Source organism: Eubacterium ruminantium, from assembly GCF_900167085.1.
Taxonomy (GTDB): domain Bacteria; phylum Bacillota; class Clostridia; order Lachnospirales; family Lachnospiraceae; genus Eubacterium_Q; species Eubacterium_Q ruminantium.
Map to the genome: position 1 here is coordinate 121,933 of NZ_FUXA01000005.1, position 24,744 is coordinate 146,676.

Here is a 24,744-nt window from a genome sequence, read left to right on the forward strand (position 1 = left end):
GTAGTATATGCTTAAGCAATATTTATAAATTGCTTTGAAACGGAGAATAATTCATGGATAAGGAAAAAATAATTGTCTTAGATTTCGGCGGGCAGTATAACCAGCTTATTGCCAGAAGAGTCAGAGAGTGCAATGTATATGCGGAAGTTCATCCATATACACTTTCGCTTGATAAGATTAAGGAGATGAACCCAAAGGGAATCATCTTAACAGGTGGCCCTAATAGTGTATATGACCCGGAATCACCATCATATACAAAAGAACTCCTCTCAGCCGGAATTCCAATACTTGGAATTTGTTACGGTGCACAGCTTGTTGCATATCTTGCCGGTGGTAAAGTTGCAACTGCTCCTGTTAGTGAGTACGGAAAGACAGAGACATTTATAGATGCGATCGATGAGGAAAGCGGAGTGATCGGTCAGGTAAGTATCAGTACATCTCTGATTTTCGAAAATATCAAGCCGGTTATTAATTCTTGGATGAGTCATACTGATTATATTGCAGAACTTCCTGAAGGATTTAAGGTTACAGCTCATACAAAAGATTGCCCGGTTGCAGCTATGGAAAATGAAGAGAAAAGCATTTATGCTGTTCAGTTTCATCCTGAAGTTATGCATTCAGAACAGGGACAGGATATTCTCCGTAACTTTGTATATAATGTTTGTAAATGTAAAGGCGATTGGCAGATGTCTTCATTTGTTGAAACAACAATTGAAGCACTCAGAGAGAAGATTGGAAAAGGAAGAGTTCTTTGTGCATTATCAGGAGGTGTGGATTCTTCAGTTGCAGCAGTACTCCTTTCAAAGGCTGTTGGAAAACAGCTTACATGTGTATTCGTAGATCATGGGCTTCTCAGGAAAGATGAAGGAGACGAAGTTGAAGCAATCTTCGGACCAAATGGCAACTATGAGTTAAATTTCATAAGAGTTAATGCTAAGGATAGATTCTATAAGAAACTTGAAGGAGAGGAAGATCCTGAAAGAAAGAGAAAGATAATTGGTGAAGAATTTATCCGTGTATTTGAGGAAGAAGCAAAGAAGATCGGTGCAGTTGATTTCCTTGCACAGGGAACAATCTATCCTGATGTTATCGAATCAGGACTTGGTAAATCTGCTGTTATCAAATCTCATCATAATGTTGGAGGCCTTCCGGATTATGTTGATTTCAAAGAGATTGTTGAACCTCTCAGAATGCTTTTTAAAGACGAAGTAAGACAGGCTGGACTCGAGCTTGGAATTCCGGAATATCTTGTATTCCGTCAGCCATTCCCAGGACCGGGACTTGGTGTTCGTATAGTTGGCGACATTACGGCTGAAAAAGTAAGAATAGTTCAGGATGCAGATGCTATCTTCAGAGAAGAAGTTGATGCAGCTGTAAAGGATAAGAGAATAAAAATTGCTCCAAATCAGTATTTTGCAGCATTATCAAATATGCGATCAGTTGGAGTAATGGGTGATTTTAGAACTTATGATTACGCTGTAGTTCTTCGTGCAGTTTGTACATCAGACTTTATGACAGCAGATTGTACAGAGATACCTTTTGAAGTGTTACAGAGATGTATGAATAGAATCATCAATGAAGTTAAGGGTGTTAATAGAGTAATGTGGGATTTAACAAGTAAACCACCTGGAACTATTGAGCTTCTATAATTAAAATGTATCGGGAAGTCTTATTTTATAAGGCTTCCCGATTTTTTCGTCGCTAAAATGTCAACAATAATTAATTAAAAAATAAAAAGACACAAGTTAATCATAAAATGGTTAATATTTTTATTGACATTATGATTAACAATGTGTAATATACAAAATAGGAGGTGAGGATAATATGGCATATACTAAATATGGTGAATTTATGAGGATATTAAGAATTAGATTTCATGAAGTTATGGGTGATACTGCGAGACTTTTTGGTGTTAAAGTGCCATTTGTATCCGCGGTTGAAAATGGTAAGCGTAATGTCCCGGAAGACTGGTTTGACAAAATTGTGGGACATTATAATCTTTCAGCGGAGGAACAGGCGGAATTACGAGATGCTATAGATGATTCAAAAACTCAGATGAAGATTAGTTTGGTGAATACTAATAATGTTAAAAGAGAGATGGCTTTACAATTTCAAAGATCATTTGACGGGATTGATGAAGAGACAGCCAGAAAAATCATAGAAATGCTTAATTCAGGGGGTGACATAGAATAATGGACTACAAAACTAAAAAAATGAGTAGAAAAACTGCCAGAATGCTAGCGGGAATACTTCGTAAAATTTTTGAGGTAGATCCGGGCGGAGCGTTTCCTATTCTTGATGTTTTAGAAAAAATACCAGACAAGTTTGAAAATTCAAACTATGAAGTGGTTGATGATGACAAATTGGATATTAATAATCCGGCAAGGTGTTTTCAGAATGCTGCAGGAGGTTTTACTATTCAAATAAAGGAATCGGTATATGACGGCGCATATAGATATTATACCGGAGCATATAGAGATCATATAACTCATGAATTGTGTCATGTTTTCTTGTTTAGTATTGGGTATACCCCTGTTATGGATAGAAGCTTTAATGATAATGAACTCAAGGCATATGAAAGTGTTGAATGGCAAGCTAAAGCGGTCTGTGGCGAAGTAATGATGCCATATGAAGAGACAAAAGGGATGATTCCATATGAAATTATGGCAAAATATGGTGTTTCGTCAGCGCAGGCTAAATATAGACAGAAATACTAGGAGGTGGTTAATTTGATTGTTAATAATAAAAAAGAATAAGCACTGAAATGATTGTTGGAGCAATCAGTTCGGTGCTTATCTCCGAATACTTCTATTCGTAATAGCATTTATTATTTTAAAGGTATTTGGAGATAAATGTCAATACTTATATTTATTTTGACATAGCTTATTTTTTGTTCGGAATGGAAATAAGTATTGAATGATAAAACTGTTAACTGTCTCCGGATACTTCTATACGTAATAGCATACTCATAGTCAGTCTCCGGAGATTACCTCAGGATGTTAAAGTCTTGTTGTAAAAGAAAGAAGGAATAATCATGTGTTATTCAATTATACCTATAAAGGAGATTTATTATGAGAATAAGAAAAACTATTTTTGATGATGGATTCCAAGCTTACCTTACCGAAGGTGCAACGATTGTTGGTGATGCCGGAATTCCGATGTTGATGAAACTTGATAATGTTCAAATACCGAAAGATATGATTCCTTTTGGAAAAGTGAATGTATGTAATGATAAAAGAAAATACGTTCATTTTTATCAGCATGATAAGGAGTTTTCACGTGTCTTAACAGCTACAACTCGATACTTAGATGTATTGAAATTATATGATGGTGTTATAACACCAGATTGCACTATGATGATTGGTCAATCACCGTGCTTGCAGCAGGCTAACACTTTCATGAACAGGGCGGTTGGCTTTTATTTTCAGAAGAATGGAATACCTGTGATTCCAAATATTAGATGGAGTGATGAATCAAGCTTTGATTATTGCTTTTTAGGCGTTCATCAGGGGTCTATTGTATCGGTCAGTACACATGGATGTATTTCTACTAAAGAACAGAAGAGAATGTTCAAAGTAGGAGTAGAAGCTATGTTAGATAATATTAACCCAAGTGCTGTTTTGGTGCATGGTTATATGCCTGATGAAATCTTTGGAGAATTCATCGACCAAGTCAAGTTTTATAGATATGCAAGTGAATTTGAACGCACTCATAGGAAAGAAGGTGCGTGATGGGTACTTGTTATAAAGGTGGTGCAGACCATTATCATAGTATAACTGAAAATCTTGACTCTATGCGCAAGGAATATAAATATCATAATGGTCTGTTTGGTGAGCCAGGACAAAGCAAAAATAAGTCTATAAGAAATATAGTTTCTGATGACCCAGCTAAAACTGCTCAAGAATTCTATGATAATCTTGCGCACGGCGGAATTGAGACAGAATTATTGTATAAGGACGGGAGTATTAAGGGTTATCAGACAACTATGGAGGATGGAACCATAATAAATTGGAGGATAGTATCATCTTCGGCAGATAAATCACCGGCGGTTGATATTGATGTCCAATTTAGCAACGATCACGGAGACTTAGTAACTCAAAAAATACATTTTGTCAGTGAGAGGTAAAACTATGAAGAATATAGATATAAAGTTAAAGGAAAATGAGATTTACAAATTAAAGCAACTAGTAGGGACAAAACTTGTGGCGTTTTATCACGATCCTTTCGTTTTTACAAATACATCTTCACAAGCTGTAAAGATTCAGACAGATACGGAGAATTTATATTTGTACAGCTTTACAGAACCTTATGACTATTATGGGACTGAGGAAGATGTTGCTGTATGGTCTGTAGAAGATACAGAATATCCTTTGATTTCAAAAAAGTCCTTCATTGATGCACCAGTAAATGAAACAGTCAAAAAGATTATCATAGTTAATGAAAATCAGAGGTTGTATGAGAATAACGAAATGTTATATGATGTCTGGCTTACACGTGGAATTATATTTGACTTCGGAAATCATCAAGTCTCATTCGAGAAAGCTGTATGGTTTTCAGAAGATATTATTGTAAGGAAAGGTTATGAGTTGATCAAAGAATTCAGTCCGGTAAGTAGATTTATTGATAGCGATTGGGAAGAAGGCCTAGTTGCTGAATGCGAAAGGACAGAAATAGTTTTGTAATTATAATTGAATATTACAGAAACAAAAAGGGGAGTCTGAATTGATCAGGCTCCCTTGGTTGTTATATTAGATTATCATAATGGGCTATGCTTATATGGTTCTTTAGTTAAATCCAGATCATAGGTTCGTAGCTGAGCATAGAAAGTTTTCTCGAACATGTCAATATCAAAGTCGTTTTTGTTCGGTGTATTAATAAACTCATTTAATTTGTCTATATCTGAACATATAACCATTAATGGAGAGTGCCGTAGGATATAGGAAAGAATGATCTTAAGCATCAGAAGATATTTACAAATAATCTTTGTAAAGATCGAGGATTGAATGTAGCCGCTAAGGGAAAACATTTTGACGGATCCGAGATGGAGCCCGGCGAGATCACTGCCTGGAGTAAAAAAAAATATAAGGTGCTTACAAATACCGAAAGAAATAGCTATATGATTGATTGTGCCCAAGCGATAGTAGAGACCATTCCTGAATGTAATAATTCAGATGAATTCTTCGAGAGGATGCGATACAGAGGATGGGATGTTTCATGGAATGTAAGCAGGACTCATATTATATTTCGTAGCATAAAGGGAGTACTTTTTAGCGATATTAACCTTGCCGGGACGTTTTGTATAAATGTTGGATTGGAGGACTTGCTATATGAACTTGAGAGAGCGATTAACGGCTACTACACCGGACACAGAACAACAGAAGATATTATCATCCGAGACGCCGAAAAGCTCATCACCTTCGTCACCGAACTGCTCTTCAGCACACTCCAGTCCGTTATTCTCAATGATGGATATGGACAAAGAAATACAGCGGCTCCGGAAAGAACTTCAGGAAAAAGAAGCTCTGTTGCAAGAGATGAAAGAGCTAGATTCGATGCATTCCTCGCAAATATTAATGCTAAAGCAAGAACTCGAGGAGAATGTTCAGAGCTCTCTTTCGGAAATACAATTGATGCAGTCAACGCTAGCCGAAATGACCGCAGAATTAGCAGCAGAAAAGCAGCAGAAGTATCAGATCGAGATACAGAATCAAAAGCGCGTGGAAGAGAACGACGATCTGAGAAATCAGAATGGTATGAAGACGCAGGCAGAGATGGATGGGATCTTGGACTATGATAACCGGTTAAGAGAGTACTGCTCGGAACTTGAAGCTCAAAATGCTGATTTCCGGGAGAAGATCAACTGGTCACTGGTATCAGAGATTGAACAAAAGAAACTGTATAACGAGGAACTGGTATATAGATATAAGAATGATGCGGATGATGCCTCGAGAAGGGCTCTACAAGCAATGGAAGAGGCCGGACATGTTCGGATATATGCTGATAATGAAATGGCTGGTTTGAGAAAGGAACTGAAACGGTCTGAACATAAGGCGGTGAGATTCTATTTTTATATTGGGGTTCTTATTATTGCGGAGTTGTTAAATCAGTTATCATTTTGGAATAGAATCTGGTCTGTTATTACTGAATTATTTTGTTTTTTTTGATTCGTTGATTCAAAATACACGTTTATTCAGCGGAAATGATGTAAAAAACTGCTTGACCGCTGAATAAAAGAGGTTTATTATCGTTCTTATGATAGGAAGAAAAAAAGAAATTGAACAATTAAATAGGCTATATAACAGTAAAAAGTCAGAATTAGTTGCTATATACGGTCGACGTCGTGTCGGAAAAACTTATCTCATAGATGAGACATTTGAAGGGAGGATTACCTTTAGACATGCCGGGCTGTCGCCAGTAGAAATAAAGACCGGATTATTAAAGGCTCAGTTAAAGAATTTCTATAATTCCTTATTGGATCAAGGGATGAAAAAGAGTAAAATGCCTGGTGATTGGCTTGATGCTTTTTTTATGCTTGAACAGTTCTTAAAGGAACGAGATGACGGAAGTAGACAGGTAGTTTTTTTGGATGAATTACCATGGTTAGATACACAAAGGTCTGGCTTTCTTACAGCGTTTGAATCGTTTTGGAATAACTGGGCGTGCCATCGCAAAAACATTATGGTTATTGTTACCGGTAGTGCAAGTTCATGGATACTTGATAACCTGATAAATAATCATGGTGGATTATATAACAGAGTAACATATGAGATTAAACTATCTCCATTTACGCTTAATGAATGTGAGGAGTTCTTTGAAAGCATCGGTGTCAATCTTACAAGATATGATATTACACAAAGTTATATGATATTCGGTGGTATTCCATATTATTTGGGTTATTTTGAAAAGGGAAAAAGCCTTTCGCAAATGGTAGACCAAATAATGTTCTCTAAAGAGGCGGTTTTAAGGAATGAGTATGATAGATTATTCATTTCAGCGTTTAGCAATCCGGAAACTATGAAAAAAATAGTTAATTTTCTTTCAACTAAGAATTCCGGATATACTCGTGCAGAGATATGTAAGGGCATAAATGTATCTGATGGGGGAACTCTTACTACCAATCTTGAAGCTCTAATAGCAAGTGACTATATTGTTAAATATTATCCATTTGGCTTGAGCAGAAGGACAGAGTATTATAAGCTTGTTGATCCTTTTTGTCTGTTTTGTTCGAATTTTAAAAGTGTTATAGGTGGAAAAAAAGAAAACTTCTGGAGTCGTAGTCTATCTGCGCAGAATGTTGTTGTGTGGCGTGGGTTTGCGTTTGAAAGGGTATGCTTTTCTCATATTAAACAAATAAAATCAGCGTTGGAGATTGGCGGCGTGCTTTCATCAGAGTCAGCGTGGTCTTATCGTGAGAAAGGTGAATCTGGTTCACAGATAGATATGCTTATAGATCGTGATGATAATGTGATTAATATGTGTGAAATCAAATTCTCTGGGGACGATTTCGAAGTAGATCTAAGCTGTTATAAGGATGTGTTAAAGAAACAGGAAGCACTAACAAAACTTATATCTCCCAAAACTGCTATTCATAATACACTTATTACTACTTTTGGATTAAAAGAGAATAAGCATAGTGGTGTGTTTTCGAATGTTATTACATTAGATGATTTGTTTAAATAATACTATATGTGCGTTTATTCAGCGCTGAAAGCGATTTTTGACACTGATTAGCTAAATAAAACGTTATTATACCGTATATTCTTCTTAACAGTTCTAAAAAATGAATACTGAATGATCAGAGGCATATCAAGAAGAGGTGAAGAGTATGGAATTAACAAGCGTAGGATTTTATAAAGAAATGCCTCATGGAGGAGATTCTAAATTATCAATTTTGGACTTCGTCAACAAAACAAAAGGCAGTACTGATAAGATTGTCAGATATTTAAATGATGGTAAAGCTCTGATAATTAGCCCGGGTTTAGTTGATGATGTAATTGATAGCAGTAAAGGAACGGCAGGGACACCTACAGTTTATACAGATGGAAAATGGATATGGCCAGGAGATTTAGCATATTATGTTAAGAATTATCATTTGGAATTGCCTCAGGAATTCTTAGATTATATGCAAGAAAAGAATTGGACTATTGATTTTTCTCTGGATGATATTGATTTTGATTCAGTGAAGATTGATGGTCACCATGTTGAAATGTGATTTAGACAGTGGTTGCATAATGAATATGGGAAGTTTATTGTGAACTGATGTCTATAAAATGTCACTAAAAAGTCAGAAAAAGCAAAATATAGCATGGAATATATGGATTTTATATACCATATAAGTGGTTTATGAATCTCATGAAATACTAAATATTGATGGTATTAAAGAGCTTCTGTAACAAGCCATGCACCACGAAAAAGGGATACACGGATGAATGCTTGCATTCATATCCGCGTATCCCTTTTTCGTGGTATACGGCGCCTACGGCGACGGTTCTTGATGCGCTTTGCGCGTCAAGAACAGAGCATGCATATATTCCTTTTGTCTCAAGCTGGAAGTATTATGATCCTGATGAGGATCCTGACGGACCTGAGCTTAAACAGATTCCTAAACATGTTCGTGTCTATGAAACTTCAGACCGCATATCGATGATGCACTTGAGTGGGCAGCGAAGCTTGGAAATTAAAATAATATAGTTTCATTTTTTATCCCTTCGCAGAGATATGATCAGTCTCTGCGAAGGGTTTTTTTCGTGGTTGAGTTTCGTAACAAATATACCCTGCTTCGTAACATATTTCTTGATTGTGCAATCTGACACAGATACATTGAATATGTTGAATGTAATTGGTGAAATATTACAAAAAGTTATTTGGATTAGGGGGACTTCATAATATCTTTGAAATAAAGGGTATGTTCGACTCACCACCATACTTTGAAAATATTTTTATAGAAGCATCGGATCAGTGCGGGCACAGTTGTTCTTTCTGCAGTATGGATAAGGTTGAGGGCGGTTGCAAATCCTGCGTAAAATGGGAAAAGAATAATAAAAAAACATCAGAAGATATTCTATTAAAAAGTATCGAAAGGTTGATGGATATTCCGGCGAAAAAAGTGACCATACTGGGCGGAGATCCTTTGATGAATTGGGGTTATGTAACTGCTGTTGTTAAGAGAATCAGAGAAAAGCAGGCAGAGCTTCCTATTACTATGCATATGGTAAATATTAATCTTTCGGAAAAAATCAGAGAGTATATAAAGAAAAACAGAATAGATATAAAGGCTGTTTTGACTGATGAAAAAGATGCAAGTTTGTTTGATTCAATGGTAAAAGTATTAAAGGAGGATGAAATAAACGTAAAAGCTGTACTGGTGGGCGAGCATAAGGATTTATGCAAAATGAAAGAACTTTTAGATATACCGGATGATGAGCCGGAAGAGGTTGAAGTAATCGATTTTATCAGACCACTGCACACTGCTTTGAAATACGAGGAACGAAAGAAACTGGATGTTGATGAGACCTTTGTGGACAGGAAAGGTAACAGGTGTACATATAAAAAAGTGGCAGTTTCCTTGTCCGGAAAAGTATCATTATGTCCGGCAGAGCGTAAAGAAATCCTTAATGTCAATCAAAGAAATATTGAAGAGATATTTTATGACGGATACATAGATAATCTGTGGAGTCAGAGTAGAAACGGTATTAAGGGGTGCGATGAATGCTCTTTAAAATGGCTTTGCGATGATTGTATTTGTGCAATTCATAATGCAGATGCTTTAGGATTGGGAGGCTTCTATTTCTGTGGAAAAAGCATATCGAAAATAATTGAACTGAAGGATGTTGAAAAAAGCTACAAGAATAAGAAGGTGTTGAACAAAGTCACATTTACGGTAAATGCAGGTGATATTTTTGCTTTTGTCGGACCTAACGGCGTAGGAAAAACAACAACTATCAAGGCTGTTACAGATCTTATCAGTATAGATTCGGGAGAGATTTATAAAAAGCCCGGATCAAGAATAGGACTCATTATGGAACAGAACTGTCTGTATCCGTTTCTTACCGCAAGGGAAAACATGGAATATCATTTAAGGCTGTTTGGGCTTAACAGGGAGGAAATCATTGATAAATATCTTGATATAGTTGGTTTGATTGATGAGAAGGATATACAGGTTAATAAGTTTTCAAAAGGAATGAAGAGAAGGCTTGTAATAGCCAGAGCTTTAGCTGTTGATCCGGATATTCTTATCATGGATGAACCCTTGGATGGTCTGGATATTAATTCCCAGCTGATAATAATCAGGCTTCTGAAGGAATGGGTTAAGCAGGAGGCAAGATGTATTATTTACACTTCTCATGACATGGTCGAGATAGAGGCACTATGTAACCGCATTGCTTTTATCAGAGATGGAAGGATAGTGTTGATGGGCTTGATAGATGAAATTGCTAAGAAAGAGATTGAGTATCTGAGGATTGTTCCGGGAGATAATATTCGAATGGTAATCGATCTGGTTAAAACCTCCGGAAATATATATGAACAGAGAAATGATGAGATATGGGTCAGGTATGATAAGGATAAAACGGGACAGATGACAGAACTTCTGTATGACAAAAATATCAGGGTGAAAGAATTTAATTATATTTACAGATCTTTAGCGAGTATTTATAAAGGACTGAACGAAGATGAATGATAGAATGAAGGCTGCGATTTGGAAGGAATATAGAGTATTTATAAAACAGTCATGTGTTCCAGCTGTATTTTTTTTCCTGGCAGCTGTATTAACTTTTATTTTAATGATTTATAAAACAGATAAACTGAGTCCGATTGGTGGAAGCCTGATTGATCAATACTGTTCAAACTTTGTTTTTATTAACCTTTTGTTTTGCGATTATACGATATTAAGCTTTAGCATGAATGTGGATATACAGGAAGGAACTTTGAATCCGGTTCTGGTATCTGTGAAAAAACCATCAGAAATATGGATCGGACAGTTTATCTTTGCGAATATTGTTTCGTTTCTTGAATCAGTTGTTGGTGTTATATCGGTTTTGATCGCTGTAAAGAGTATGCTTAAACATTCAATAAATATTAATGTACTTAATATGGTGATGTGGATACTCGTTTCATTTTTCTTTGGTCTTATATTCAGTATGCTGTTTCACTTCTTAAACTGGCTGATAGTATCAAAATACAGGATAATACTGGCTGTATCGATATTTGTTTTTTTGTTCGGAGGCTATAAAAGTCTTCGGTTACTTTCGGATAATATTAAAAATGATAAAAGCAGTCTGATAATTTGGACGGTTTTATATGCTTTTCTGACCGGCGGTATTTTGCTGTTTTTTAAAAAGGTGATTGACAGTATCCCTAAGGAACGGTTTGCGGGTAAGTAATACTAATATAATATCAATATATTTTTTATATTGAACAAAGGTCAAAAAGGATTTTGATCTTTGCATCATAAACAGAAAGGAGGAGAAAGACATGGGTGTTGTTTGTGGATCTTTATGTGTAGGTGGAACAGTTGCCGGATGCGGAATATTCTGCATAGCTGCATTAGGTTTCGGAAGTGCATGTGGAGCGCTTGGTTCAGCAATAGGATCAACCTCATCAGCTGCAGCAACAGAAGCTTTATCTTAATTTGTAAATAGATAAAAGCAGGGGGAAGGAGCCGGAACGTAAAATGCCGGCTCCTTTTTGGTAATATTTTAAAAGCAGCTAATATGAATATAAAGTTGGCAGTAAAAAACAGGCCGTTAATTGGATATATTCAGTCAAATAATTAAAAAGTCGCAATCCTCAGAACAGAGTGGAATTGCGACTTTTTTGGCTCGTAAAAAAACATAGTAAATATATACGAATTTACTTAAGAAAATAACCAAGACAACAGATCCAAAAAGTCAAATAAGAGCTATCAATGCTGAGGATATCGCGGCGTTTGGAGATATGGTCAGCGCACTGCGTTCATATAATCCTGATAACACTGTGGCAAGAAGTGATCCGGGGTGGAACGAACTGTTTTCTTTTGAAATCAAGTTCAAGGAATATCTCGAAATGAAAAATAAAAATGTGAAAACTGAGGATGTTTTGAGGGAGTTGGAACAGCCGGAGCGAGTTCGTGGACAGAGAAGATGAGGTGATAAATATAGAAAAAATACGGTATGTATTCTTACTCCTATATATTGACATACTCCTAATTTGTGATAATATTTAGGAATATAGAAAGGGATAGGGGAATATGCGAGAATTTGACTATAAAAAGTATAAGGAATACCGCTGGGATAATGAAATACTGAATTACCTTTCACAGATTCATGAGTATAAAGGGAAGCAGGAACTGTTTCTACGCCAAAAACCTGTCGAAATGGAGAAACTTGTTGATGTGGCCAAAGTACAATCTATTGAGTCTTCAAATAGGATTGAGGGAATTATTACTACAGCAACAAGAATCGGTCAGATTGCAAAAGAAAAAACAACTCCCAAGAATCGTGATGAGAGGGAAATAGCCGGATACAGGGATGTATTAAATACGATTCATGAGAATTATGAATATATCCCTATCAATGGAAATATTATCCTTCAATTGCACAGAGATTTGATGCAGTATGCTGAAACCGGAAATGGTGGTAGATATAAGATAACCCAAAATTATCTTAAGGAAACAAAGGAGGATGGGTCTGAGGTGATTCGGTTTACACCCGTTCCACCCTACGAAACAGAGCCTTGCATTGATGCGATTTGTGAGAATTATAATTTTATGATGGAAGATACATCAGTGGACCCATTGCTGATTATACCTGTATTTCTACATGATTTTCTTTGTATCCATCCTTTTAATGATGGTAACGGGAGAATGAGTAGGCTTATGACGCTCTTGCTCTTATATAAATCAGGATATCATGTCGGAAAGTATATTAGTATTGAGAAGCATATTGAAAAGACGAAGGATGCTTATTATGACGCATTGGAGGCTTCGTCATCAGGATGGCATGAAGAAGATGAAGATCCTTCGGTTTTTATAAAATATATGCTTGGTGTTATACTTGCGTGCTATCGGGAATTTGAGAGTAGGGTAAATATTTTAAGTGATACTACCATTATATCTGAAACGGCGGATGGGAAGAAAAAGGTAATCACCATCAAGAGTAAAGCTTATGATATTGTAAAAGCGTCTGTCGATACAAAAATAGGTAAGTTTACAAAACGAGAAATTGTTAATATATGTCCAAGTATAAGTGAAAAATCAGTAGAAGTAGCAATAAAGAAACTTATGGATGAAGGGTACATTAAAAAATATGGATCAGGGAAGAATACTTTTTATGCCAAATCATTCTAATTTTCCTATTTATTCGACGATAATAGGATAAAAAATGGGGATAGGAAAAAAACATTACAGCAAAAGTTGCCGGAATTTTATATAATGGCAAGGATTGCAGAGTGTTTATGAATTTTGATGAGGTTGCTTCTCCTGCGGCAACACTTCAGAGACTGGAGTATTATACAAGACTCTTTATACCGGACACGATTGACAAGGGGCGGATTTATGATCTGACAATGAAAATTAATAACTGCTGATTATAAATGTACTTTTATTCTGTGATAAATATCAAGCCCTGTCTTTTGACCGTATTTTGAAATGATTTCTCGATATATTATCTGTTTTCGATTTGTTTCTTCGAAATACTTGCTAACAATAGATGCCACTGAGTTATATATTCCTGCTGGATAATTTCCTTTTTTTAGAGATTGCTGAATGTCAGCTCGTAAGGCTTTTTTATCTGTGGTTTCAGTAGTATGGGAATTAGGTGTTTCAACAGTCTTGTTATATTTTTCAACAATTGGTTTAATAAGATTATATATTTCTGAATATAGAGAATAGGTGTTCCTAAGCTCATTATGTATTGCATTGAGTGGCTTATCATCGTCTATATGATTTCGTACTATAGATGCAACTTCATTTGGAATTTTTCCTGTATATATTTTGCTGATTGCGTTTTGAATATCTATTTCTAGTTTTGATTTTTTGTTAGAGGATTTTCCGGATTTATGAGTTATTTTCTGGGTTTTATTATTCGTTTGTTGTACAGTTCTATTATTTGTAGCAGAAGGCAAAGTATCACATCTACTAATGCTAATTCCAAATTCGTTTTTCCAATAATCTACAATATTATTATAATCTTTATCTTTACTGATAATACTATATGAGACGTCTTCTGTCAGATGTTTACCAATTAAAAATCCGAGAAATGAAACAAGGTGCATATCAAGTGATTGATCACCGGAAGGAACTGAGATTAGCTCATATTCACAATTTGATTTTTTTAATCCACTAACAGTTGAAGTTGATAGCTTATCATTTTCGTTTGTATAAAAAATATATATGCTATCATTTTTGTTTAGTGACTCTGGATTATTAATGCCAGAATCATGAACATTTTCAAAATCAACTAAATATATTTTTTTAATATTTGACATTTTCTATTCCTCGATATTATTCCGTTCTTTACAATTTGTTATAAAATTATAGCATTCAGGTGTTAATTAGTCTATTCCAGATATGTATGAGGAGTTCCAGAAACACTATAATAGATGTTTGGAACTTAAGAAAGATCCTATCGAAAAGATATATATTAGAGTGTTTAAAATTCAAGAGAGATAAAGATGATAAAACACTAATACGAAATAGGCATCCGTATATACGCTAAAAATGACAAATGGGCCGTATTTACGGTATAAATGCGGTTCATTTTTTGCTATAATATGTATTTGGGAGAGTCTATCCAGGATACAGATATAATAATTCAAAACGGAGAAGAAATAATGACAGATACAAAAAAAGAACAGGAACGTGACGAGCTACACAGAGCTATATGGGCGATAGCAGATGATCTTAGAGGAAGTGTTGATGGTTGGGACTTTAAGTCATATATCCTTGGATTCATGTTCTATAGATATATATCAGAAAATCTTACTACAAAGATAAATAAGGACGAGTGGGATGCCGGTGACTTAGATTTTGATTATGCAAAGCTGAGTGATGAAGAGGCTGAGATGGCAAGAGAGGATATGGTCTAGACAAAAGGATTCTTCATACTCCCATCAGAGCTTTTCTGTAATGTAAGAAGAGATGCAAAGGATACAGAGGCTACATTTAAGAACAAGGATGGAAATATCCGTAGTGTTGTAGATAACTTGAATGAGAAACTGGAAATGGTATTTCAGAATATTGAGAATTCTGCTAATGGTAGTGAGAGTGAGGATGACTTCGCAGGCCTTTTCGATGATATAGATGTTAATAGTAATAAACTTGGAGCGACAGTTGCGAAGAGAAATGATAAGCTGGTCAAGCTTTTGGATGGTATTGGAGAAATGAAGCTGGGTGACTTCCGGGAGAATACCATTGATGCTTTTGGTGATGCTTATGAATATCTTATGGGTATGTACGCGTCAAATGCAGGTAAGTCCGGTGGAGAATATTATACACCACAAGAGGTATCAGAGCTTCTTACCAGACTTGCGGTTGCCGGAAAGTCTGAAATAAATAAGGTATATGATCCCGCTTGTGGATCTGGTTCGTTGCTTCTTAAAGCTGCGAAGATACTCGGAAAGGAACATGTAAGACAGGGCTTTTTTGGCCAGAAAATCAACCTGACTAGTTGATGCTATCAATGATGGAAATGTTCTTCCGTTCAGAATTGACTATGTAAATACTCTTCCAATTAAACGTAACAACAGGTTTGGTTTGTATAGAAAATTAGTGATTTGAGGTCAAAATGAATTATTATGGAACAGAAAAACACAAAGAAGATATGAAGAAACTCGATGAACAGATTTTTTCGAAAATTAGGTTTGATAAGCCTAAGAGAGAAAAAGAACTGGAATCAGGTTATATTGTCAGATACTATTACTACGCTGATGAGGAGAACTGCAAGCCCGGTTATGCGCCAGTTGACGGAGAGGTATGCAGATTGTTTAAGGGTGATAAACAGGTATTTGAGTGGAAAAATACAGACGGTAATTCAAGGTTAGCCTGTATTATTCACCATGCGGATGGGAATACTTATTTTGTTTTTGATGAGGATTTATATGGTTACAGTGTTTTGAATCTTGATACTCTTCAAAGTATGCACTACATTCCAGCAGAATCTCACGGGAAGTATCCTGAGGAATTTAAAGAAACATTTATTTGGTGTGATTGTTTCTACAATTCCCAAAATGATCTTCTAGCTGTGGATGGATGTTTTTGGGCTTGTCCAGGTGATGTTATTGTTCTGGATTTTAAAGATCCTTTGACTGCAGTGGAACCGAAGGACTGGATTTCAATTTATAGCAGATGTGAATGTGATGATCTTGATTTGGACGATATTGAGTTTGATAGATGGGATGCAGATACACTTGTCTGTAAAGCAACTGGAGCTGAACCGGTAGCATTTAATCTTGAAGGCAAGTGTAGAATAAGGTTTATTTGATTATGGAATACAATTGTGGTTTTACGGATGATAATCGATGGTTCCGATACCGTGCTGCAGCAATTATAGTTGAAGATGGATGTGTATTATTTGCCGGTAACGAAAGGGATGATTATTACTATTCCATAGGTGGTGCGGTTCGTATGGGAGAGACTGCTGAGGATGCAGTTAAAAGAGAAGTCTTTGAGGAAACGGGTGTTCATTATGAAATTGATCACCTTGCAGTAATTCATGAGAACTTCTTTAATGACAATATGGGTGCACTAAAGAATATGGATTGTCATGAGATTGCTCTTTATTTTATGATGAAGTCTAGGGGTATAAAGGAACTGAACAGTAACAGTTTTACCCAGGGTGTAAGAGAGAATATGTATTGGATTCCAATTTCGGAGCTTGATAAATATAAGGCATTCCCTACGTTCATGAAGAAAAATTGGATAATACGATATTTAAGATAGTCCATATTTTGTCTCAAGTTAATTTATAAGAAAACATGAGGTTGAGATTGTCCACCTGACTTTATATGATAGTAGAGAAATAATAGGAAACAAATGCAGGCTTTTTCTGATGTATTAAGGAAGCAAAACCTCGGATGAGCGTGATTATACTGGTTATAGGAGATGGATATAAATGATTGAGAAGATGGATGATTTTTTTACTGCTCGTGTTGAAGGTTATGATGAGCATATGAAAAATAATATCGAAGGAGCGGATGTATTTTATAAATATACAGCTTCTCTCTTACCAACTGAGGAAAAAGCTAATGTCCTGGATCTAGGATGTGGTACGGGACTTGAATTAGAGGAATACTTTTCTATAAATCCGCAGGCAAGAATTACGGGAATAGACCTGACAGAAGCTATGCTGGATTTTCTTAAGACAAAATTTTCAGATAAAGACATAACAACAATATGTGGATCTTATTTTGACGTTCCATTTGGAGAAGAGGTATTTTATGCGGCTGTTTCTGTAGAATCGCTGCATCATTTCACTAAAGAGGAAAAAATACCTTTATATACAAAACTTAGAAAGGCACTCAAACCGGGTGGATATTTCATTCTTACAGACTACTTTGCAGAGAATGAGGAGCAGGAAGAGTATTTCAGAAATGAGTTGCTTCGTATACGAAAAGAGCAGAATTTGGCAGATGATATATTTTATCATTATGATACGCCGCTGACTGTAGAACATGAAAAAGAAGCGCTTCTTGCCGCTGGATTTACAAGTGTAGAGGAACTGAACAGTTGGGAAGTTACCCATACATTAAAAGCTGTTATATAAAATGAATTATCATTGGAGAGAATTAAATGAATACAATAAAAACAAAAAGGCTTGTTATACGCCCTATAGAAAATGGAGACGCTGAGGCTATTCATGTATATGCCGGAAGTCCTGATATAGATATGATGATGTTTCTTCCAAATGAAACTATGGAGGATACAGAGAAGTTTGTAGAATTTGCCAGGTCGGAGTGGCAAAAAGATGAGCCGGAGGATAGAGAATATGTAATTCTTCAAGGGAGTGAGATAATCGGCGGAATAAATCTGGAAAAATGTGAAAATAGAAGTGGAAATACATTCGAGATTGGATGGATTATTTGCCGGGATAAAAGAGGGCAGGGCTTTGCAACAGAGGCAGCAATGGCCCTTATGTCATATGCATTTAATGAATTAAACGCGGATTTTGTTCGGGCTCATTGCGACATCAGAAACACAGCTTCAGAGGGCGTGATGAAGAAGCTGGGGATGACACTTACAGATGGAACAGGAACTCGTACTTATCCGAAGACAGGAGTTACATCCGGTGAATATCTTTATTCTATCAATAGACTGGAATATATAAACAAAAAACATTGACAGGATAACACTGTTATGTATATACTTAAAAATACATAACGGTGTTATCTGTTTTTCACGCTTGGTTTATATGCGAAGAGAGGATGAATATAATGGATAATGAGAAGGAAACTAAAAAGAAACTTCTGGAATGTGCTATGAGGGAGTTTTCTGAGAAAGGTTACATGAAAGCTTCTTTAAGAAATATATGTAAGGAAGCGGGAGTTACCACAGGAGCGCTTTATTTCTTTTTCAAGGACAAGGAAGATTTGTTTGGAAATCTTGTATCAGATGTTTTGTATGGTCTTAATAAGACCATAGATAATCATTTCTCTGAAGAGATGAAAGTTGCTGAGTCCTATGAAAGTACAGAAAGAAGTGTGGCTGAACTTGCTGCTGAACATGGATTTGATGATGACGAAGCTGTAGCCAGGGAAGTAATCCATTATCTTTTTAGCCATAAAGATGTAGTGGATTTGTTGCTTACAAAATCCCAGGGATCGCGTTATGAAAGTATTCGAGACGTAATGGTTGAAAAGATGGAAAGACACTATACATCCTTGTATGTAGTCTGGAAGGGGTATAAGTCTAAGAAGCAGCTGACCAAGGAAGATAAATTCATTATTCACTGGTTATCGCATGACCAGGTAGAAATAGTTATTCATATATTTACTCATTGCAAAAATGCAAAAGAAGGCGAGAAGCAGATTGATAAAATGATGGCTTATTTGATAGGCGGCTGGTATGGAGTAATAAATTATTAGTTATAACTCATAAAACTTTAGAAAGATATTTATTTGGCTTGGAGAAATCCGAGCCAATAAAAAACGCATATACATAACAGTGTTATGTGAGCGCGCTTATATATTATTAGCATTAGTATAACAGGAGGGAAAGAAATGTTTGTTGAAGTAACCGGTATTAAGAAAAGCTATGGAGAAGGTGGAAGCTATGTACAGGTCCTTAAGGGGGTATCTGTTGGAATAGAGAAGGGTGAAATGTGTGTAATTCAGGGGACATCGGGTTCCGGTAAATCAACACTGCTTAACTGTATTGGAGGACTTGATGAAGTAGACAGTGGTTCGATAAAGATTGACGATAAAGAAATAGCAGGACTAAGGGGCGAGAAACTTTCCGATTATCGAAGAGCCACCCACGGATTTATATTTCAGTTTTATAATCTGATTCCGAATCTTACTGTTAGGGAAAATATTCAGGTATGCGAATATCTGACTAAGAGTCCGCTTGATATGGATGAACTGCTCAGTGTGCTGGGTCTTACCGAGCATCAGAATAAATTTCCGTCACAGCTCTCCGGTGGACAGCAGCAGAGGTGTGCTATAGCAAGAGCACTCATTAAGAATCCGAAACTGCTTCTTTGTGATGAACCTACAGGTGCTCTTGATTCAAAGACTTCAAGGGACATCCTGATTCTTATGGAAGAGATAAACAGAAAGTACGGAACTACAATGATCATTGTAACTCACAATAATTCAATCAAGAATATGGTGGATCATGTTATCTATTTAAAGGATGGAGAGATTTCTAAGAATTACAGAAATGAAACCAAGGTTACGGCTTCAGAATTGGAGGATCTGTAAGATGCAAAAAGTACTTAGAAAAAGAGTTTTAAGAGATTTAAAGAAGAATTTCTTCAGATATTTTGCCCTTGGACTTGTGATTGCCATGGGTATATTTCTGGTTGTTACGATAGTTGGTTCCGGTGAAACTCTGACAAAAGGAACAGAGGATCTGGCTGTGGAAACGAATCTTGAAGATGGAGAGTTTGAGGTTTTCATACCGCTTAGTCAGAATGACAAAAATGATATAAGCGAAATGGGAATAGATATAGAAGAGCATTTCTTTTATGATTATCAAAGAGCTGATGAAGATAAAACTACTGTGAGGATTTTCAAGCTTCGAGAGTCCATTGATAAAGTTCATTACATAGAGGGTAAAGAACCTGTCGGCAAAAATGAAATAGTTATAGAAAAGAGATATGCCAAAGAGAATGATATAAATGTCGGAGATATCTTCAATCTGGCAGGAAAGGATTATACAGTATCGGGAATAGGAGTTACATCTGATTATGATGGTCCATTTAAGAAAATATCAGATACTTCATGTAATTCAAAGAATTTCGGACCGGTATTTATTACAGAAGAAGCATATGAAGAGTTTAAGGAATCGGACAGTGCCAGGATATCCGAAACATATCTTTATGCATATAAATTATCAGGCAGTAAAAACGATGATTCGCTGAAGAAGTATTTAAAGGACTTAAAGATAAATCCGGCCGGAGTGAAAGAAGCTTCTGAGAATTTTGATTTTGAATTATCTAATCTTACCATATTTCTGAAACGTGAGGATAATCCGAGAATATTTGCAACTAAAAATGATAAGGTTGTAGATATAGATGTAGGTATCATTGCGGGAGTTGTAGTCTTTATACTCCTTGCTTATGTGATTTCGGTTTTTGTGGTGCATTCCATTGAAAGTGAGAGCAGCATTATAGGTACTCTGTATTCAATGGGTGTTAAGAAGAATGATCTGCTTCGCCATTATATAACTCTTCCTGTAGTGGTAACATTCATTGCAGGACTTGTGGGAGTTCTGGTTGCATCAACCGGAGTACTGGCACCTATGATCGCAGAAAGTTCATATGATTATTATTCAATACCTGAATTTACATTTCATATACCAATGTATTTATGGATTTATTCAATTGCTGTTCCGCCGATTCTGGCCATGATCGTAAATGTGCTTGTCATAAGAAGTAAATTGAACAGAACCGCTTTATCGCTTATCAGAAATGAATCCAAGCAGAAAGGTATTAGGAAAATAAAGCTTAAGGGAATGAGCTTTGTGACCGCATTCAGGATCAGACAGATGCTTCGTGAGATTCGCTCAACACTTGCGGTAGTTCTGGGAATGTTCCTATCGCTGCTTGTCTTTATGATGGCTGTCAACTGTTATAATCTTTGCAATAATATAGCGAAGGATTATAAAGAGGATACTAAGTTTGAATATATGTATAGTCTGAAATATCCTGAGGCTGAAGTGCCTTCCGGCGGAGAGGCAGCCTATGCATATACATGCAAAAAAGAAGCCATGGGCTATAATTTTGATGTCACTATACTTGGTATAGATAAGGATAATCCATATTTTGATGTTAATCCCGGTGATAGCAAAATGGATGTAGTTGTATCCGCAGCTCTTGCAGATAAATTCGGGCTTGATGTTGGAGACGAATTTGTGGTTACAGATGATGACAAGGAGATAAAGCATGCATTCTCTGTAAAGGAGATAAATGATTATTCAACCAGTTTTTACATTTTCATGGATATTGATGTTATGCGTGAAATGATGGGTAGATCAGATGATTATTATAATGTTCTTTTTTCAGATAAAGAGCTGGATATAGATCCTGATGGAGTTTATTCTGTGACAACCAGAGAGGATATAGTTAAGGGTTCATCAGTATTTACGGATCTTATGATGCCTATGATATATGTACTCACATTTGCATCAACAATTATCTTCTGTGTGGTAATGTATCTTATGATGAAGGTAATGATTGATAAAAGTGCTTACAACATATCCCTCATAAAAGTATTCGGATATAAGAGAAAAGAAATAAGAAAGTTATATCTCGACGGGAACTTTTATATAGTTGCTCTCGGAGCCCTGATCTCTCTGCCAATCGCAAAGCTTATCATGAATAAAATATTTCCGTTTATGGTTTCAAATGTATCCTGCGGCTTGAATGTTAAAGCGCCTATAAGTTTCTTTATCATAACTTATATAGTCATACTTATACTGTATTTTATAATTAACTCACTTCTGGTCAAAAGACTGAATAAATTCACTCCTGCAGAGGTACTTAAAAACAGAGAATGATGACAGAAAATAGTAGAAGACAAAGATGTTGACACGGAGCATATTTTTGTTTATGGTTTTTCTGTGGTTAAGGAAAATAGAAGTGGCGGAAGTTACAGAAGTGGCAGAAGTTATAGAATAAAGTAATACCGTTAATCAGCCGGAACATTTTACAATATTTAAAAATTATTAGCACAATGGGAGAGTGAAGGATGAGTAATGATAACAAATCGGCTTACGATTCAAGTATTTATGATGAACATATAGTCAATGTACTTCCGTATTACCGGGAATACCATAAACAAATAATGGATCTTGTTAGGATATCTAAGCAGGGAAATGTGGATTGGCTTGATACAGGATGCGGAACAGGTGTGCTTGCAGCGGGAGTGCTGGAGGAAATTTGTGACGTGAGATTCACTTTGTGCGACCCGTCACTTAGTATGCTTGATATAGCAAAAAAGAGGCTGGAAGGTAAGGATGTACGTTTTATTAATGCAGCTTCACATGAGTTTTCTTTTGAGGCTGAGTTTGACATTATAACTGCGGTACAGTGCCATCATTATTATAAACCGGATGAACGTGAAAATGCTGTTGCAAACTGCTACAAGGCCCTTCGGGATGGCGGGATTTTCATTACATTTGAAAATATAAAGATGTCTACTGATGTCAGTGATGATATAGCCATGAAACGCTGGATAGACTTCCTTAGGGAGCATGGAAATTCGGAAGAAGATGTTAAAAAGCAGATAGACAGACGTGGCGTTGAGACATTACCGATCACCATCGAACAGCATCTTGAGCTGCTTAAAAAAGTTGGATTTAAATCTGTGGATATATTATGGGCGTCATATCTGCAGGCTGGCTTTATGGCTGTTAAGTAATCTTCGAAATCCGAAAAAGTCAAAGGAGAAATTATATATGCGTATATCTGAGAGCTGTGCAAAATGTTTATATGACAAACAGCAGAGTAAAACAGACAATGAAGAATACCTGGCTAAGATAAAGGAACTTCTTGAGAACCGACGTGAAGAAGATACCAGTCCGTATATGGTATATCTTTTCAATAAAGTACATGAGGAATTCTTCGGCAAAGCAGCTGACTATAAAGAGATTAAGAAAAAATACAACGATCTGGTTCTCAGTATGGAAAATGATCTAAGGAGCGAGATCGAGAAGTCCGATGATCCGCTGGCAAAAGCATTTATCATGTCCAGAATTGGAAATTATATAGATTTCGGAGCTATGAATCATGTGGATCAGAATGAATTTATGACACTCTTCAAAGATACAGAAATGCAGGAAAGAGATATTCCGGTATATAAAGAATTCTTAAAAGAATGTGCAGAAGGCAGTTCATTTCTTCTTGCATGTGATAACTGCGGAGAAATCGTGCTGGATAAGCTGATGCTTGAGCAGCTTGCAAAAAGATTTCCTCATTTAAAAATCCGCGCACTTGTCCGAGGTAAAGAAGTTTTAAATGATGCAACTTCAGAAGATGCATATTATGTCGGACTTGATAAGTTTGCTGAAATTATTTCAAATGGAGATGCTGTTGCCGGAACCATATATGATATGTTGCCGGAAGAAGCAAGGAAAGCGCTTGATGAAGCAGATGTGGTCCTTGCAAAAGGACAAGGTAATTATGAATCCATGTCAGGACAAGGGCTTCGTGTATTCTACGCCTTCCTTTGCAAATGTGATCTGTTTATCAACAGATTTAATGTTCCGAAACTTACCGGAATGTTTGTTCAGGAAAGGTAAATTAACGAAGCCAAAATCCTTTATATAGTATTAGATTTAAAATATAGGTATGAAAATGCAGGATGCTACAGTAAGTATGCATCCGCTTATCAGAAATGATCCGAATAAAATATTTGAAAAAATAGCGACAGCTTTGTCGGTTTTTTCATCGATATATCGACTGATTCGAATTTCTTCCTTAGGAGAGAAGTTTGAATCAGTTATTTTATTTACATCGTCTAATGATATGAAAAGTTGTCTTGTTTCGCCCATTGCCGGATTTTTCAAAGCACGAGTGAAAATATTTTTATCAAGAAGCATTCTTTCTCCGTTATAAAAAACTTCGTAAATCGGGCACTGTGTTTTTTTGTATCCGGATCCGGAAGATTTGAAGTCTATACATTTTCCGGAAATCTCATATGTACAGATTTCCCGGAGTTTCTTTGCGGAGATATGACAATATATAAGCATAAATCCGCCTACTATAGTAAATGTTATTCCGGCAATAAGCGGGATGGCATTTACCATCTTATCAAATACATCCTTTGGTCCGAGTTTGCTCATCAAACCGTATATTATGCAAGAGGTTCCTGCTAGCACAAATATACTTCCGAGCCACCAGCCATTTTGTTTTTCGGCAACAATTGCCATGATTGCGATCATTCCCATTATGGTGAAAAACTGTCCCAGAATGATCAGGAATAACCAGGTCTTACCGCTTTTTGCTTCATATACACTGAGACAGATCGATCCGATGAGCCATATCAGAAACAGTAATGAAATAATAAGCAGTGATGCGTTTCTTTTGTTCTCCTTCATTTTACTTATTT

28 protein-coding genes and 1 pseudogene are annotated in these 24,744 nt (G+C 36.2%); 27 read left to right on the plus strand and 2 right to left on the minus strand.

Annotated elements, in window-relative coordinates:
* The first annotated feature begins 53 nt into the window (after positions 1–53).
* The 17 genes from guaA (at position 54) to B5D25_RS13185 (ending at position 13,563) form a co-directional block, all read left to right on the plus strand.
* A complete protein-coding gene (guaA, locus tag B5D25_RS03340) occupies positions 54–1,649 on the plus strand; it encodes a glutamine-hydrolyzing GMP synthase (protein WP_078786394.1) in 1,596 nt (531 codons plus the stop codon).
* Positions 1,650–1,824: 175 nt separating this feature from the next.
* A complete protein-coding gene (locus B5D25_RS03345; protein ID WP_078786395.1) occupies positions 1,825–2,193 on the plus strand; it encodes a helix-turn-helix domain-containing protein in 369 nt (122 codons plus the stop codon).
* Complete coding sequence (locus B5D25_RS03350; RefSeq protein WP_078786397.1) at positions 2,193–2,717, plus strand: ImmA/IrrE family metallo-endopeptidase; 525 nt, start codon at positions 2,193–2,195, stop codon at positions 2,715–2,717. The genes B5D25_RS03345 and B5D25_RS03350 overlap by 1 nt, the downstream gene beginning before the upstream one ends.
* Positions 2,718–3,071: 354 nt before the next feature.
* Complete coding sequence (locus tag B5D25_RS03355) at positions 3,072–3,731, plus strand: DUF4417 domain-containing protein (protein WP_078786399.1); 660 nt, start codon at positions 3,072–3,074, stop codon at positions 3,729–3,731.
* Positions 3,731–4,126, plus strand: coding sequence for a hypothetical protein (locus B5D25_RS03360; protein ID WP_078786401.1), 396 nt, complete (start codon positions 3,731–3,733; stop codon positions 4,124–4,126). Before B5D25_RS03355 ends, B5D25_RS03360 begins: the two co-directional genes overlap by 1 nt.
* Before the next feature lie 4 nt (positions 4,127–4,130).
* Entirely contained in the window at positions 4,131–4,682 is a 552-nt protein-coding gene (locus B5D25_RS03365) for a hypothetical protein (RefSeq protein WP_078786403.1), read from the plus strand.
* A gap of 317 nt (positions 4,683–4,999) precedes the next feature.
* Complete coding sequence (locus tag B5D25_RS03370; RefSeq protein WP_078786405.1) at positions 5,000–5,794, plus strand: hypothetical protein; 795 nt, start codon at positions 5,000–5,002, stop codon at positions 5,792–5,794.
* Entirely contained in the window at positions 5,772–6,164 is a 393-nt protein-coding gene (locus B5D25_RS03375) for a hypothetical protein (protein WP_078786407.1), read from the plus strand. Before B5D25_RS03370 ends, B5D25_RS03375 begins: the two co-directional genes overlap by 23 nt.
* Before the next feature lie 88 nt (positions 6,165–6,252).
* A complete protein-coding gene (locus B5D25_RS03380) occupies positions 6,253–7,680 on the plus strand; it encodes an AAA family ATPase (protein ID WP_078786409.1) in 1,428 nt (475 codons plus the stop codon).
* A 145-nt stretch (positions 7,681–7,825) separates the two neighbouring features.
* Positions 7,826–8,212 (plus strand): hypothetical protein, encoded by a 387-nt coding sequence (locus B5D25_RS03385; RefSeq protein WP_078786411.1) that lies wholly within the window; start codon positions 7,826–7,828, stop codon positions 8,210–8,212.
* Between the two features lie 221 nt (positions 8,213–8,433).
* Entirely contained in the window at positions 8,434–8,691 is a 258-nt protein-coding gene (locus B5D25_RS03390; protein ID WP_143000644.1) for a hypothetical protein, read from the plus strand.
* A gap of 151 nt (positions 8,692–8,842) precedes the next feature.
* Complete coding sequence (locus tag B5D25_RS03395) at positions 8,843–10,678, plus strand: ATP-binding cassette domain-containing protein (protein ID WP_143000645.1); 1,836 nt, start codon at positions 8,843–8,845, stop codon at positions 10,676–10,678.
* Positions 10,671–11,381, plus strand: a complete 711-nt coding sequence (locus tag B5D25_RS03400) for a hypothetical protein (protein ID WP_078786416.1) — start codon at positions 10,671–10,673, stop codon at positions 11,379–11,381. The genes B5D25_RS03395 and B5D25_RS03400 overlap by 8 nt, the downstream gene beginning before the upstream one ends.
* A 91-nt stretch (positions 11,382–11,472) precedes the next feature.
* Positions 11,473–11,628 carry a hypothetical protein gene (locus B5D25_RS12830; RefSeq protein WP_159444067.1) on the plus strand — a complete coding sequence of 52 codons (156 nt, stop codon included), beginning with the start codon at positions 11,473–11,475 and terminating at the stop codon, positions 11,626–11,628.
* 306 nt (positions 11,629–11,934) lie between these two features.
* Complete coding sequence (locus B5D25_RS03405; RefSeq protein WP_078786418.1) at positions 11,935–12,123, plus strand: hypothetical protein; 189 nt, start codon at positions 11,935–11,937, stop codon at positions 12,121–12,123.
* 229 nt (positions 12,124–12,352) lie between these two features.
* Positions 12,353–13,324 carry a Fic family protein gene (locus B5D25_RS03410; RefSeq protein ID WP_341443617.1) on the plus strand — a complete coding sequence of 324 codons (972 nt, stop codon included), beginning with the start codon at positions 12,353–12,355 and terminating at the stop codon, positions 13,322–13,324.
* A 107-nt stretch (positions 13,325–13,431) separates the two neighbouring features.
* Positions 13,432–13,563, plus strand: a complete 132-nt coding sequence (locus B5D25_RS13185) for a hypothetical protein (RefSeq protein WP_276709314.1) — start codon at positions 13,432–13,434, stop codon at positions 13,561–13,563.
* Here B5D25_RS13185 and B5D25_RS03415 read toward each other — a convergent pair whose 3' ends face one another.
* Positions 13,564–14,463, minus strand: coding sequence for a PIN domain-containing protein (locus B5D25_RS03415; protein ID WP_078786420.1), 900 nt, complete (start codon positions 14,461–14,463; stop codon positions 13,564–13,566).
* Between the two features lie 345 nt (positions 14,464–14,808).
* On the opposite strand from B5D25_RS03415, the pseudogene B5D25_RS03420 reads away from it, so the two are divergent.
* The 10 genes and pseudogenes from B5D25_RS03420 to B5D25_RS03465 form a co-directional block, all read left to right on the plus strand.
* A pseudogene (locus B5D25_RS03420) lies at positions 14,809–15,645 on the plus strand (type I restriction-modification system subunit M); the annotation flags it as partial.
* Between the two features lie 116 nt (positions 15,646–15,761).
* Positions 15,762–16,457: a hypothetical protein gene (locus tag B5D25_RS03425; RefSeq protein WP_078786421.1), complete on the plus strand. Its 696-nt coding sequence runs from the start codon at positions 15,762–15,764 to the stop codon at positions 16,455–16,457.
* 2 nt (positions 16,458–16,459) lie between these two features.
* A complete protein-coding gene (locus tag B5D25_RS03430) occupies positions 16,460–16,915 on the plus strand; it encodes an NUDIX hydrolase (protein ID WP_078786423.1) in 456 nt (151 codons plus the stop codon).
* A 172-nt stretch (positions 16,916–17,087) separates the two neighbouring features.
* A complete protein-coding gene (locus B5D25_RS03435; RefSeq protein ID WP_078786425.1) occupies positions 17,088–17,738 on the plus strand; it encodes a class I SAM-dependent methyltransferase in 651 nt (216 codons plus the stop codon).
* 26 nt (positions 17,739–17,764) lie between these two features.
* Positions 17,765–18,313: a GNAT family N-acetyltransferase gene (locus B5D25_RS03440; protein ID WP_078786427.1), complete on the plus strand. Its 549-nt coding sequence runs from the start codon at positions 17,765–17,767 to the stop codon at positions 18,311–18,313.
* Between the two features lie 92 nt (positions 18,314–18,405).
* Positions 18,406–19,056, plus strand: a complete 651-nt coding sequence (locus B5D25_RS03445) for a TetR/AcrR family transcriptional regulator (RefSeq protein ID WP_159444068.1) — start codon at positions 18,406–18,408, stop codon at positions 19,054–19,056.
* 135 nt (positions 19,057–19,191) lie between these two features.
* Entirely contained in the window at positions 19,192–19,893 is a 702-nt protein-coding gene (locus B5D25_RS03450) for an ABC transporter ATP-binding protein (protein WP_078786431.1), read from the plus strand.
* A gap of 1 nt (position 19,894) precedes the next feature.
* A complete protein-coding gene (locus tag B5D25_RS03455) occupies positions 19,895–22,192 on the plus strand; it encodes an ABC transporter permease (RefSeq protein WP_078786433.1) in 2,298 nt (765 codons plus the stop codon).
* Between the two features lie 191 nt (positions 22,193–22,383).
* The gene (locus B5D25_RS03460; protein ID WP_078786435.1) at positions 22,384–23,055 is read left to right on the plus strand and encodes a class I SAM-dependent methyltransferase; all 672 of its coding nucleotides are present in this window, start codon (positions 22,384–22,386) and stop codon (positions 23,053–23,055) included.
* A 37-nt stretch (positions 23,056–23,092) separates the two neighbouring features.
* Positions 23,093–23,935 (plus strand): damage-control phosphatase ARMT1 family protein, encoded by an 843-nt coding sequence (locus tag B5D25_RS03465; protein ID WP_078786437.1) that lies wholly within the window; start codon positions 23,093–23,095, stop codon positions 23,933–23,935.
* A 36-nt stretch (positions 23,936–23,971) separates the two neighbouring features.
* Here B5D25_RS03465 and B5D25_RS03470 read toward each other — a convergent pair whose 3' ends face one another.
* Complete coding sequence (locus tag B5D25_RS03470; RefSeq protein ID WP_078786439.1) at positions 23,972–24,733, minus strand: hypothetical protein; 762 nt, start codon at positions 24,731–24,733, stop codon at positions 23,972–23,974.
* Positions 24,734–24,744: the final 11 nt, after the last annotated feature.